Source organism: Streptomyces sp. 147326, assembly GCF_045000215.1.
Classification (GTDB): Bacteria; Actinomycetota; Actinomycetes; order Streptomycetales; family Streptomycetaceae; genus Streptomyces.
In genome coordinates this window covers 4717354-4730331 of sequence record NZ_CP134201.1, presented here as the reverse complement: position 1 = coordinate 4730331, position 12978 = coordinate 4717354, and the positions used below count along the sequence as shown (strand labels likewise).

Here is a 12978-nt window from a genome sequence, read left to right as displayed (position 1 = left end):
CCGGTCGGGGGTCGGCCGCGGGTCAGTCGCGCTTGCAGATCCGGTCGAGGAGGTTGGCGGTGGCCCGCTGTACCCGCTCGTCGAGGTGGCCCGGGCGGTCGAGGGCCGGGGACCAGGCGAAGGTGCCGGAGGCGAAGACCAGTGCCCCGCTGGGCGCCCGGTAGAGGGAGGTCTCCTGGTGGCGCCGGTGGCCCTCGCTGTCGAGGTACGGGGAGTGCGCCAGCAGGATCCGGTCCTGGTGCTCGGGGAGCTGGGTGCGCGGGAAGTAGCGGTCGGCCTCGCCCGCGACGAGGCCGGGCAGCTCGTCGTTCTCGCCGGCGCCGGTGGAGTCCCAGAGCCAGTGCGTGGCGTTGCGCACGATCAGCGGCGCGGGCTCGGGGACCCGGCCGGCGTACTGGATGCCGAGCAGCTGCTGCTCCGGGCGGTCGACCTCGCGCCACAGGCTGGGGCGGCCCGGACCGCGCCGTTTTCGGCAGGTGAGGAGCCGGTCCGCGACCCCGGAGGGGGAGGGGGAGAGCTCGACCTGCCAGTACATGGTGTTGGCGGAGAGGAAGACGAGCGAGGTGCCGTGCAGGCGGGCGCGCTCGACCGTGCGGCGCATGGGGGCCGACCAGTACTCGTCGTGGCCGGGGAAGACCAGGCCGCGGTAGCGGGTGGGGTCGACGCGGCCGGCGTGCAGGTCGCGGGTGTCGGCGTAGGCGATGTCGTAGCCGTAGCGCTCGGCCCAGCGGATGAAGTCGTAGGCGTGGCCCACGTGCAGGGGCAGGCCGGCGCCCGCGTAGGGGCGGTCGAAGGAGACGGTGTGGGCCGCGTCCTGCTCGCCGAGCAGCCGGCCGCCCTCGTCCCAGGCGTGGTAGAGGCTGGCGCCGGTGCGGCCGTCCTCCGGGTAGAGGTTGTAGGCCTGCCACGTGATGTCGGGGAGCAGGAGGAGGAGGTCGGCGGGGTGGTCGTCGCGGACCGTGAAGGGGATGTGGGAGCGGTAGCCGTCGGCGGTGGTGAGGACGGCGACGTACGCGCCGACGCTCCAGTAGGACGGGACCTGCAGGCGCCATGACAGCCACCAGTGGTGGCAGGAGACGGTGCGGTCGGCCGCCAGGGGGGCCGGCTGCACGATGCCGGAGAGACGGGGGCTGGTGGTGATCTTGGAGGCCCCGTCGCCGCCGTAGTGGCCGATCCGGTAGACGTCGACGGAGAACTGCTGGGGCGGGTCGACGGTGATGTGGAAGTCGATGGCCTCGCCGGGGGTGACCGCGCCGGTGGAGGCGAAGCCCTTGATCTGGCGGTGCACGTCGTCGGCGGTGCGGGGGCCGCCGTTGCCGCGGGCGCGGGGGATCCGGCCGGTGCCGGCGGCCGCGGCGGCCGGGTCCACGTACCAGGGGACGACGTGACCGGTGTCGTCGAAGTAGAGCTCGCTCCCCCGGAACCAGGGCAGGGGGCCCTGTCCGAAGGGATCGGTCACCGCGTGCGCGAGCGCACCTGACTCCCAACGCCGGATCTGGTCCGCACCCATGACCACTCCCCTCCCTCGCTCCCCCGAACAGGCGTGCATCGTGTCGGTGCGCGGCAGACGCTCTGCTGAGACGGCTGTTCTCGGACACCCCGGTTCAGGACATCCAGCCGCGACCGGTCCCAGCACATCACATAACGCACTCAGTCCGTCACCGTTCGTCGCGAATTGACGGGATCGGAACATTCGCATCCGCTTGTGCGTACGAGCCGTAGCCCTTCCGGGGGCGCGATCGGGGCGCCGTCCGGGCCCGGCTCAGACCAGGCGGACCGGCTTCTCCGGGCGGACGCCGAGGTCCGCGAGCCAGTCCCGCAGGGGCTCCGGGTTCCCGTCCTCGACCAGGCACAGCACGCGTGGGGCCAGGTCGGAACGTCGGTCGCCGGCGACCAGCAGGACGGGCCCGTCGAGCCAGTCCAGGCCCGGGGCGGCCCCGGCCGAGTCCACGGCCGCGCAGCACACCATCGCCGTCACGTGGTCGGCCAGCAGGTCCCGGCCGCTGCGCGGCGGCTGGAGGGGGAACAGCGGCACGGCGTCCGCGCCGCGCGCCTTGCCCGCCGAGGGCTGCGCAGCACCGGCTGCCCGCTCCTCGCGGGCCAGGTCCCCGCTGAGCCGGCCGGCCAGGGCCTCGCCGGCCGTGCCCTCGCCGACGGGGTCCGTGAGGTAGCCCAGCACCCGCTCCAGGGTGGGCCCGGCGAAGCCGTCCACGGTGGGCGGGGCGGAGCCGGTGGCCTCGATCGTGGCCGGTCCCGCCGCCGCGGCGGCTCCGGCCGGTCCGGTCGCCCCGGAGGAGCCCGACGAGCCCGACGAGGCCGACGAGGCCGCGGCCGATGACGAACCGGGCAGAACCGAACCGGGCAGGGCTCCGGGTCCTGCGGGCCCGGCAGGCCCGGTGGAAGCGTTCGGTCCGGCGGGGCCGGCGGGCCGTCCCGCCGGCACGGCCAGGGCGTCCAGCGCCGCGTGCAGCCGGGCCGCCTCCGCACGCCACTTGCGGTCCACGACCTCCTCCGGATACGCCGTCCAGTCCACCGGGGACCAGTCCGGCCCGGGCTCGGCCGGACCGCCGTGGAAGAGGCGCGCGGCCAGCAGCGAGGTCGCCTCGTCGACCACCCCGGGCTGCTCCAGCAGGTCACAGGCGGGGCGCTCGCCGAGCCGCGAGGTGAAGCCCTCGGCCAGCCGGTCCCGCCGGGAGAGCTCGGTCAGCGCGGAGACCACTCCGGCGTCGAGGTGGGCGGGCCAGCGGCCCATCCGCCAGGCGGGCAGCGCGACCCGGGTCAGCAGCCGGTCCCAGCCCGCGTAGGCGAGGCCGACCTGCTCCTGGGCGACGATGCGCAGCCCGTAGTCCACACCCTGTGCACGCTCCGAGGCGGCCGCGGCCACCCCGCGCTCCATCTCGGTGGCGTCGGTCCGGCACAGCCGCAGCAGCAGCCGGGCCGGGGCGGCGATCCAGCCGAGCCCGCGCCGGCTGCCCACGTCCACGGCCGCGTCCAGGCCGCGTACGAAGCCGCGCGCGTCGGCTATGTCCGGGTGCGCGGAAGGGCCCGTACCGGCGACGACCGGCGCGAGGACCGCCCGTAGCTCCGCGACCCGCATCCACCACAGGAACGGCGAACCGATCACCAGCACGGGGGCCGCACCCTGCTCGGACTCCGGACCGGCGGATATGGCGCTCCGGCGGTGGGCCGCGTGGGTGCGGTCCTCCAGCCAGCTGTCGCAGTCCGGGGTGAGGGCTATCGCGGAGGGCGGCGGCACGTCCATCCGGTCGGCCAGGTCCCGCACCAGCCGGTAGAGATCGGGGGCGGCCGCCTCCGACAGCGGCACCGTCGGCGTCACGGCGGGGCTCGCCCGCAGCACCACGGCGGCGAAGATCCCGCCGACGAGCAGCACCACGGCCGCGACCAGGCATACGACGAGGGTCACCGCGGGCCAGGGCTCACCGGCCAGCCGGCCCGTCATCCGGGCGGCGACCAGCACCACCGCGAGGGCGGCGGGCAGCAGCCCGACGGCCAGCGCCCTGCTGCGAACGCGCAGCACGGCGAGAGCGCGGGAACGTGCGGACGGCACGCCCGCTTCCATGATCGAACCGGTTCCGGACACGGCCGGACCTCACCCCCTCTGCCCTGCGGCGACGTTGCTCACTCCCCCACTGTGACACCCGCCACTGACATCGCAATGCCGGTGGGCCAAGTGCCGGAATGCTTGCGCCGCACCCTAGTTGGGGCACGCCCGGTCGTCAGGCAGACGGGGTGACGATCACCCGATGGAATGGCTTTGGGTAAAGGTGGATGCGTTCGAACGCGGCCGGATGCACTCGCACGCGAACACGCCCGCGGGCCCGGGCGCAGGATCTGCGCACCGGGCCCGCGGGTCTGCGGAGCCGCTGGTCAGCTGTGCCCGGCGGCCTTCGCCGCGATGTCCGTGCGGTGCTGCGATCCGTCCAGCCGGATGCGCGCCACCGCCTTATACGCCTTCTCGCGGGCCTGTGCCAGATCGGAACCGGTCGCCGTCACCGACAGCACGCGGCCGCCCGCGCTGACGATCGCGTCGCCCTCGCGCCGGGTCCCGGCGTGCAGCACGTACGCGTCGGGCGCGTCCTCGGCGGCCACCTCGGCCAGGCCCTCGATCGGGTCCCCGGTGCGGGGGGTCTCGGGGTAGTTGTGGGAGGCGATGACCACCGTGACGGCCGCGTCCTCGCGCCAGACGAGCGGGGCCCCGGTGTCCAGGGTGCCGTTGGCGGCGTTCAGCAGCACGCTCGCGAGCGGGGTGCGCAGCCGGGCCAGGACCACCTGGGTCTCGGGGTCGCCGAAGCGGGCGTTGAACTCGATGACCCGGGTACCGCGGCTGGTGATCGCGAGGCCGGCGTAGAGCAGCCCCGAGAAGGGGGTGCCGCGGCGGCGGAGCTCGTCGACGGTGGGCTGCAGGACCAGCTCCATGACCTCGTCGACCAGCTTCGGGTCGGCCCAGGGCAGCGGGGAGTAGGCCCCCATGCCGCCGGTGTTCGGACCCTGGTCGCCGTCCAGGGCGCGCTTGAAGTCCTGCGCCGGCTGGAGCGGGACCACGGTGACGCCGTCGGTGATGGCGAAGAGGGAGACCTCGGGACCGTCGAGGTACTCCTCGATGACCACGCGGTCGCAGCCGAGCGCGTGGGCGCGGGCCGCGGCCAGGTCCTCGGTGACCACGACGCCCTTGCCGGCCGCGAGACCGTCGTCCTTGACGACGTACGGGGCGCCGAAGGCGTCGAGGGCCGCGTCCACCTCTTCCGGGGTGGTGCAGACGTAGCTGCGCGCGGTCGGGACCCCGGCCGCGGCCATCACGTCCTTGGCGAAGGCCTTGGAGCCTTCGAGCTGCGCCGCCTCGGCGGACGGGCCGAAGACGGGGATGCCGGCGGCGCGCACGGCGTCGGCGACCCCGGCGACCAGCGGGGCCTCCGGACCGACGACGACCAGGCCGGCGCCGAGTTCGGTGGCGAGGGCGGCGACGGCATCGCCGTCGAGGGCGTCGACCGGGCGGAGCTCGGCCACCTCGGCGATGCCGGCGTTGCCGGGAGCGCAGTACAGCGCGGAGACGTCGGGGTCGAGGGACAGAGAGCGGCACAGGGCATGTTCGCGGGCGCCGCCGCCGATGACGAGGACCTTCACGCCGCCCAGGGTAGCCCGGCCGGAGTGGCGCGTTTCGTGCGGCCACCCAATCGGGAGCCGCTACTCGTTCGTGTATTCCTCCACAACGGTGGCTCCCAGCTCGCGCACGATCAGGTCGTGTCCGGTCAGGGCGCTCTCCACGAGGTCGGGATCGTCCTCCTCGGCGAAGTCGTCCTCGGGGGCGACCGGCGGGGGCGCCTGCTGTACGGGGGGCTGCGGGGCGGGAGCCGACTGCTGGGGCGGCTGCTGGGGCGGGTACTGGGGCGCGGGGGCCGCCGGGCCGGGCTGCTGCGCCGGGGGCGGCGGGTTGTAGGCGGGCGGCGGCGGGGCGGCGTAGGAGGAGGTCTGGGCCACGGGGGCCGGCCCTCCGCCGCCCACCACGGCGTCGATCTTCCAGTTGACCTGGAACTGCTCGGCCAGGACCGCCTTGAGCACGTCCTCGCTGCCGCTGCTGGCGAAGTTGTCGCGGGCTCCGGCATTGGGGAAGCCGAGCTGGAGGGTGGTGCCGTCGAAGCCGGTGACCTGGGCGTTCTGGCTGAGCAGGATCCAGGTGAAGCGGCGGCGGTTCTTCACGGCCTCCAGGACGCCGGGCCACATCGCCTGGATCTGCCCCGCGCCGGCGGCCATGCCGGGGGAGGGGGCGGGGGCCGCGGCGGCGGCCGGAGCCGGAGCCGATGCCTGGGCCGGGGCGACGGGCGCGGGCGCGCCCTGGCCGGGGGCGGCCGCGCTGGGCCAGGCACCGGCGGCCGGGGCCACGGGAGCAGCCGGTGCCGCGGGGGTCGCCGGTGCCGCGGCTCCGGGCCAGGCGCCGGGGGCGCCGCTGCCGGGCTGCGCGGCTCCGGGCCAGGCCCCGGGGGCGGGGGCGGGGGCAGCAGCGGGTGCCGGGGCGGCGGGCGCGGCCGGCGCCGGAGCCTCCGGCTGCGCGGGAGCCCGTACCGGCGCGGGAGCCGGAACCTGCGCGGGCGGCTGTACGGCGCCAGCGGCGGCGCGCGCCGCGGCCACACCTCCGCCGGGGCCGGCGGGCGCCATGGCGTGCGCCTCGGGCCCGGGTACGTAACCCATGGGAGGCGCGGCCGCGAAGGCGGCGGCCCCGCTCCGCTCCAGCCGGTCGAGCCGGGCCTGGAAGGAGCGCTCGTCGTCGAAGGCGGCGGGCAGCAGCACGCGGGCGCAGATCAGCTCCAGCTGCAGCCGGGGCGAGGTCGCGCCGCGCATCTCCGTGAGCCCGCTGTTGACCAGATCGGCGGCGCGCGACAGCTCGGCGGCCCCGAACACGGATGCCTGGGCCTGCATCCGCTCCACGACATCGGCGGGGGCGTCGATCAGCCCCTTCTCCCCGGCGTCGGGCACGGCGGCCAGGATCACGAGGTCGCGCAGCCGCTCCAGCAGGTCGGCGACGAACCGGCGCGGGTCGTTCCCGCCCTCGACCACCCGGTCGACGACCTCGAAGGCGGCGGCCCCGTCCCGGGCGGCGAAGGCGTCGATGACGGAGTCGAGCAGGGATCCCTCGGTGTAGCCGAGCAGCGAGGTCGCCATGGCATACGTCACACCGTCATCACCCGCACCGGCGAGCAGCTGGTCCATGACGGACATCGAGTCACGCACGGACCCGGCGCCGGCGCGCACGACGAGCGGCAGCACGCCGTCCTCGACCGTGGCGCCCTCCCGCCCGCAGACCTCGCCCAGGTAGTCCCGCAGGGTGCCGGGCGGCACCAGCCGGAAGGGGTAGTGGTGCGTCCTGGACCGGATGGTCCCGATCACCTTCTCCGGCTCGGTGGTGGCGAAGATGAACTTGAGGTGCTCCGGAGGCTCCTCGACCACCTTCAGCAGGGCGTTGAAGCCCGCCGAGGTGACCATGTGGGCCTCGTCGATGATGTAGATCTTGTAGCGGCTGGACGCCGGCCCGAAGAACGCCTTCTCGCGCAGGTCACGGGCGTCGTCCACACCACCGTGCGAGGCCGCGTCGATCTCGATGACGTCGAGGGACCCCGGCCCGTTCCTGGCGAGGTCCCGGCAGGACTGGCACTCCCCGCAGGGGGTCGGAGTGGGACCCTGCTCACAGTTCAGGCACCGGGCGAGGATGCGCGCGCTGGTGGTCTTTCCACACCCGCGCGGCCCGCTGAACAGGTACGCGTGATTGACCCGGTTGTTCCGCAGGGCCTGCATCAGCGGTGCAGTGACATGCTCCTGCCCGATGACCTCGGCGAACGACTCGGGGCGATAGCGGCGGTACAGCGCAAGGGACGACACGTCTACGAGGTTATCCGGGCCCACCGACAACAGCGGCCCGCCGACGCCACTAAGGCCCCCGGGAACGCAAAGCGCCCCCCACGCACCCGCCAGAGCCCACTTACCCTTGCTGCCTTCCGGCCCTGGGGGAGTTGGGTGAGATAGCGCCACGTGAGGGGCTGGCCCCACCCTAGCGGATGGAGGCCCCCGGAATCGAGCCGGACCCCGACCCGCCCTCCCGCCGACGATCACGTTCGCGAGCACCCCTCAACGTCTTGTATTGTTTGCGGCGGAGGATTCGCCTAGTGGCCTAGGGCGCACGCTTGGAAAGCGTGTTGGGGGCAACCCCTCACGAGTTCGAATCTCGTATCCTCCGCCAGTGCCTCACCGGGCACGATGTCGAAAAGCCCCGCTGCTCGCAGCGGGGCTTTTCGCTTGCCCCGTCTCAGTTTCCGTCTCAGTTCGGGTCCGGGGCCTCCTCGGCGGCCCCCCAGAGCGCGTCACCGATCTGCTTGGCGACGTTCTTCAGCATGGGCCCGGTCACGTGCATGTAGCGGGCGCGCATCCTCGCCGACCCACCCGGCTCCCAGCCCATGATCGCGTCGACCAGCACATCGGGGACCCCCAGCAGCAGAAGGACCGTCCCGGCCGTGTGGCGTGCGTCATGCAGCCGCCCGTCCCGAACGCCGGCGTCCCCCAGGAGCTTCTTCCAGTGGTGGTAGTCCGTGTTCGGGATGAGGGGCCCACCAGTGGGCTGAGCAAAGACGTACCCCTTGTCCTCCCACTCGTCCCCGGCGTGCTTCCGCTCCCGGCCCTGCTCTTCCCGGTGCTTGCGCAGGAGCTTGATGATCGGCTCGGGCAGTCCGATGGTGCGGCGGCCGGCGCGGGACTTGGTGTTCTTGACCTCGCGCCGCGTCTCCTTGCGGGCAGGGCAGTACCCCGGCTTCCGGCCGCAGTCCTCCCGGCACCCGTGCTCGTACTTCGGGCGCAGGCGGTTCTTCCGGACGCGGATGTACCCGGCGTCCAGGTAGACGTCCTCCCACTTGAGCCCGAGCGCCTCTCCCTGCCGCAGCCCGAGGGCCAGGGCGATGACCCACCGGGCGCTGTTCCGGAGCTTCGAGGCTTCCAGGAGGAGGCTGTGAATCTCTTCGATCGTGTACGGCTCGATCTCCTCCTCTTCGAGCCGGGGAGCCTTGGCGATCTCGGCGACGTTCTTCGGGACGTGTCCCCGCCGGACCGCCTCGGTGAGGGCCACCCGGATCGTGCGGTGAACGTGGTGCGCCGTCCCGGCCGCGCTGCCGTTCTTCTGCATGCGGGCGTAGAACTCTTCCAGGTGCTCCGGCTCCAGCCGCAACAGCTTGTGGGCACCCAGGCCCGGTACGAGGTGGACCCGAACGTCCACCTCGTACCCGTCGTAGCTGTTCTCGCTCACGTACTTCTTGGCGATGTTCTCGACCCAGTGCTCCAGCCAGGTCTTCACGGTCCACTGCTGGCCGATCTTCCGTACGCTCCCCGCCTTGCGCTGCTCCTCCAGAGCCCGGACGGCCTTCGTGACCTCGGCTCGTGTCTTCCGCTCGACGTGCCGGCGGTCGGGCTTGCCGTCCGGCCGCACTCCGACGGTCACGCGACCGTGCCACTTGCCGTCGGTGCCGAGATAGATCGATGACGCGCCGTTGGGCTGGCGGGTGCGCTTCTTCTGCTCTGCCACGTAGTCCTCTCTAAGCCGCTGCTGCGGCGGGTCGGTTGGCTTCACGCAGTCGGGCCACGTAGGCATCCACGGCATCGGGCGGGATCCGGCGCAGGCGTCCGATGGGCACGGACTCCAGCTCGCCCGTTCCGACCAGCCGGAAGCAAAGGGTTCGGCCGATCCGCAATCGGCGGGCCGCCTCCTCGACGGTCAGCAGGACGAGCGTCGGATCAGCGGTCGCGTCGAGTTGAATCGATTCCATGCACTGCCTCCTCGGCGAAGCGTGTCGGGGACTTGGGCCCCCTGAGAGGTCCGCTACATCCGCTACGCCGCTACATCGCAGGTCAGCGGGTGTGCTGGTGTAGCGGAGGGGTCCGATGTAGCGGCTACATCCCGCTTCACGACGTCCTGGGGCGGGGTCCGGGGACGCTTCGGGCTGCTCTGTGGGAGCCCTGTGACGGTTGGGGATGTAGCCGCTACATCTGGGGTTGCCGCTACGCGAGCACCGGCTGTGAGCTGGGCTGTAGCGGCGTAGCGGATGTAGCGCTGTTCTGCGGCGGCGGGCAGTAACGGGTCCACGCGTCTTCGAGGTCCACGGCGTAGTAGCCCTTGAGGATGCCGCCGGCGGTGCGGATGTTGCGGGAGACGATCGGCTCGTCCGTGCCGGTCCGGTACTCCTTGAGCATCTTCGACAGGCGCCGGGAGTCGAAGGGCTTGCCGTCCATGTCGGCCCAGGGCGCGTCTTCCAGGGCGTTGAGCCTGTCGAGGACGGCGATGGTGGGCAGCTTGTCGAGTCCGATCAGGACGTGGTCGCGCAGGTCGGTGAGCAGCCGGATCCCGAGGGATGCCTTGTCGTTGGTCTGGGAGGACTTGATCAGTTCGACGCAGGCGGCGCGGGCCCGCTCGGGCCAGTCGCCACCGGCCGCGTCGGCGACGGCGAGGAGGGGTTCCCAGACGTCGGCGGGGCGGTCGGCGACGCCTTCGGGCATCGTGGGCCACGCGCCCTTGACCTGGTCGCGGACCTGGTCGGCCCAGGCGGCGAGTCGGTCGCGGATGGCGTTGCCCTGCGTTTCGTGGGTGCCGAGCCGGTAGGGCTCGACGCTCTCGTTGGGGGCGCGCCGCCGCATGCGGATGATGACGGAGCGGTCCAGGATCGTGTCGGGCAGTCCGCCGAGTCCGGCCATGGCCACTGCGCAGTAGGACGGGAATCCCTGCACGGTCTGGTTGGCGCCGTCGCCCACGCACCGGTACATCAGCCGCCCGCGCCGGTGTCCGGCGTTGAGGAAGCCTCGGAGCTGCTCGTTGTCCCCGGCCTTGGGGCCGAAGACGGTGTCGATCTCGTCGTAGAGGATCGTGGGCCGTTCCCCCTCGACACCGGCCACGGACCGGAAGAGTGCGGAGGGCGAGGCGTCCACGGCAGCCATCTTGTTGGGCACCAGCGTCTCCATGATCTCCAGCGCCCGCGACTTGCCGGAGCCGGGCTCCGGGGAGAGGAACGCGATGCGGGGGGTGGAGTCGAACGCGTCGAGCAGGTGCGCGTGCGCGTCCCACAGCGCGACGGCAACGTAGGCGCCCTCGCGGGGGAAAATGTTGAACCGGCGGTGGAAGGCCTCCACCTCATCCAGCAGCACGGCGCCGTCGATGGGCGCGGCCTGCGTGTTGTGGTCGCTCATCAGGCGGCCATCCCTTCCTGGGATACGAGCAGCGGGCAGAGGGTGCGGTGCTGGACGTGGTCGTTGATCAGGGCGAGCGCGCGGGCTTGGCCGGCGGCGAAGAGGTCGCGTCCGCACTGGCACCAGGACCGGACGGACGGGGTGACACCGCGTCCGGGGGCGACGATGTGGAGCCAGGCGACCGGCCTGCGCCCGTCGTCACCGCGCGGGTCAGGGCGAACAAATGAAGGGACGCCTTCGGCGACGACCTTCAGCGCGCTACCGCCCTCCCGGGCCGGGGCCGGTTCGGCGGGGCTAAGCCCGGTTGGGGCGGGGGTGGGGCCTTCCAAGGGGGGAGGCGGGTGGCTGGTCATGCCGTCTCCCGGGCGCGGACCGTGCGGGCGGAACTGTCGAGGGCGCTGCGGATCGTGGCGCGGCACTCGGCCACGGTGAGCCCCCGGTCCTCCCCCGCCGCTTGGAAGGCCTCCTCAACCTCCTCGCGAGGGAGGTCGCCCCACGCGACGAAGCGCCCCACCTTGAAGGCGCTTCGGTTGAGCGTGTTGTTCGCCTGCTTCGCGGGCGCCCGCCGGACGACGTCGCACTCGGCGTCCAGCGCTGCGCGGGCCGCGGTGCCGGTGCGGACCGCTCCCGGCATCCGGATGCAGAGCGGGCGCGGTGCCGGGGGCTGGAGGAGGGCCAGGAGCCAGGCGGGGAGTTCGGCCGGCGGGGAGTCGTCCGTGATCTCGTAGGTACCGGCCGCTGTGGTGCTGCCGGGGGCGACGACGTATCCGCCATGGGCACGGGTATCGATGAGCGGGGCCAGTTTGCCCGCCGTGTTCCCGAACCGGACGCCGTCGGGGGTGGTGAAGTACAGGTGGGTCCCGCCGGAGGGAGTCCGCACGGTGAGGGTGGCCGGGACGGGCTGCCCGGCGCGCTCGCAGAGTGCCAACAGGTTGTCCGCGCCGTCAGGCGCGTCCTGACTCCTGTTCGCCTTGGGCATGTCGAGGTCGATCACGATCAGCCCGGCGGGGCCGGTGGCCAGGCCGATGTTGTACGGCTTGTGGCTCCAGCACCGGACGATGACGGCCGGGTCGGTGGTGGCGCGCTGCTCCCACTTCACGTGCCCGTCGCCGCAGATACCGGTGTGGGGGCAGCGGTCCTGGCGGTGCAGGGCGGGGGTCTTCGTTCCGGGGCGGAGCGGGAAGATCGGCCAGCCTCGGCTGGCAGTGGCCAGGGCGGCGTCCAGGAGTAATGGCCGGTCGTCGTTGTGGTCTCGCCGAATGTCGGTGGGTTGGGTCATGCTGGTGACCTCCACAGGTCTGTTGATGGGTTGTGGATGAGGGCGGCCCCGGTTCATTGGCGTGAGAGGGGGCCGCCTTCGTTGTGTCTGGGCGGGGCTACTGGCTGGCGGTGGTCTCGGCCATGTCGTCGAGCTGCAGGAGGAGCTGGCCGAGCTGTCGGCGGGTGATGTTGCGCCGGTAGGGCTCGTCGAGGTCGGCCCAGTCGAGTTCGACGGTGACCAGCTCGGAGGCGTAGTCGTCCTCGGGCATGCGGTGCTCCTTGGTCAGCGGTTGTTGAGGGTTCCGGTGGCGCGGCCGAACATCCCGGACGCGGTGATGTGCTGGGTGACGTGCTGCACCGGCGCCGCACTTCGGCCGCCCGTCCCTCGGGTGGTGCGGAGGAGGAGGGGTGCGAGGGTGCCGGCGGCGATTAGGGCGATGGCGGCCCAGAGGGCGTCTGTCATGGCGATCAGTCCCGGGGCGGCGTAGGAGATTCCGAACCCGGCCGCGGCGATCCCGCCGCCGACGGTCGGGGCGAGCAGGGCGGTCGTCTTGGCCCACGCGGGTACCGGCTGCGCGGCGGCCGGTGCGGGCGCCGGGGCGGCGGTCGGCTGGGTGTAGGCGAGGGTCCGGTAGCCGTTCGGCAGGGTCACCATCGCGACCCCGGGCGGCAGTTCGGCGGGCAGCAGGACGGGCTGCTGGACGGCGGTGGGGTGGTAGATCGGGTCGCCGTAGCGGGCCGGCGCGGTGGTGCTCGTGCGGTGGGGTTCATGCACGACGGGGCTCCCTCGTGAGCGCGGGGACCACCCCTCAACGTCAAGGTGTGGTCCCCGCGGGGCTTGTCGTCTGGCTTGTCGCGTTGCTTGTCGCCTGCTTGTCGTCTGGCTTGTCGCTTGTCTTGTCTTGTCGCTTGTCGCCTCCCAGGTCAGAAGCCGTTTCCAAGCCCCTGGAGGCCCCGGAGTGGGCTTCTGCCGGGGATGGGTGACAAGCG

General features: G+C 72.9%; 11 protein-coding genes, 1 tRNA gene and 1 other RNA gene. 1 reads left to right on the top strand and 12 read right to left on the bottom strand.

All coding sequences use genetic code 11. The features are described from left to right. Positions 1-22: 22 nt before the first annotated feature. The 5 genes from RIU97_RS21600 to ffs all read right to left on the bottom strand — a co-directional run bounded on the left by RIU97_RS21600 (position 23) and on the right by ffs (position 7552). Positions 23-1510, bottom strand: a complete 1488-nt coding sequence (locus RIU97_RS21600; RefSeq protein WP_404959184.1) for a N,N-dimethylformamidase beta subunit family domain-containing protein — start codon at positions 1508-1510, stop codon at positions 23-25. A gap of 252 nt (positions 1511-1762) precedes the next feature. Then, positions 1763-3580: a hypothetical protein gene (locus tag RIU97_RS21595; protein WP_404962895.1), complete on the bottom strand. Its 1818-nt coding sequence runs from the start codon at positions 3578-3580 to the stop codon at positions 1763-1765. 308 nt (positions 3581-3888) lie between these two features. Beyond that, the gene (purD, locus tag RIU97_RS21590) at positions 3889-5142 is read right to left on the bottom strand and encodes a phosphoribosylamine--glycine ligase (protein ID WP_404959182.1); all 1254 of its coding nucleotides are present in this window, start codon (positions 5140-5142) and stop codon (positions 3889-3891) included. A 60-nt stretch (positions 5143-5202) separates the two neighbouring features. Beyond that, positions 5203-7389, bottom strand: coding sequence for a DNA polymerase III subunit gamma and tau (locus RIU97_RS21585; protein ID WP_404959180.1), 2187 nt, complete (start codon positions 7387-7389; stop codon positions 5203-5205). A gap of 64 nt (positions 7390-7453) precedes the next feature. Continuing rightward, positions 7454-7552: signal recognition particle sRNA small type (ffs, locus tag RIU97_RS21580), an RNA gene on the bottom strand. A 107-nt stretch (positions 7553-7659) separates the two neighbouring features. Between ffs and RIU97_RS21575 the strand changes: the two genes are divergently transcribed. Continuing rightward, a tRNA-Ser gene (locus RIU97_RS21575) sits at positions 7660-7747 on the top strand. Between the two features lie 78 nt (positions 7748-7825). On the opposite strand, the gene RIU97_RS21570 is transcribed toward RIU97_RS21575, so the two are convergent. The 7 genes from RIU97_RS21570 to RIU97_RS21540 form a co-directional block, all read right to left on the bottom strand. Further along, positions 7826-9076 (bottom strand): tyrosine-type recombinase/integrase, encoded by a 1251-nt coding sequence (locus RIU97_RS21570; protein ID WP_404959178.1) that lies wholly within the window; start codon positions 9074-9076, stop codon positions 7826-7828. A gap of 10 nt (positions 9077-9086) precedes the next feature. After that, entirely contained in the window at positions 9087-9317 is a 231-nt protein-coding gene (locus RIU97_RS21565; protein WP_404959176.1) for an excisionase family DNA-binding protein, read from the bottom strand. 232 nt (positions 9318-9549) lie between these two features. Continuing rightward, complete coding sequence (locus RIU97_RS21560) at positions 9550-10728, bottom strand: DUF3631 domain-containing protein (protein ID WP_404959174.1); 1179 nt, start codon at positions 10726-10728, stop codon at positions 9550-9552. Then, positions 10728-11081, bottom strand: coding sequence for a hypothetical protein (locus RIU97_RS21555; RefSeq protein WP_404959172.1), 354 nt, complete (start codon positions 11079-11081; stop codon positions 10728-10730). Before RIU97_RS21555 ends, RIU97_RS21560 begins: the two co-directional genes overlap by 1 nt. Then, positions 11078-12007 carry a bifunctional DNA primase/polymerase gene (locus RIU97_RS21550; protein WP_404959170.1) on the bottom strand — a complete coding sequence of 310 codons (930 nt, stop codon included), beginning with the start codon at positions 12005-12007 and terminating at the stop codon, positions 11078-11080. Before RIU97_RS21550 ends, RIU97_RS21555 begins: the two co-directional genes overlap by 4 nt. Before the next feature lie 97 nt (positions 12008-12104). Further along, positions 12105-12257 (bottom strand): hypothetical protein, encoded by a 153-nt coding sequence (locus RIU97_RS21545; protein WP_404959168.1) that lies wholly within the window; start codon positions 12255-12257, stop codon positions 12105-12107. Between the two features lie 14 nt (positions 12258-12271). Then, positions 12272-12763: a hypothetical protein gene (locus tag RIU97_RS21540; RefSeq protein ID WP_404959166.1), complete on the bottom strand. Its 492-nt coding sequence runs from the start codon at positions 12761-12763 to the stop codon at positions 12272-12274. Positions 12764-12978: the final 215 nt, after the last annotated feature.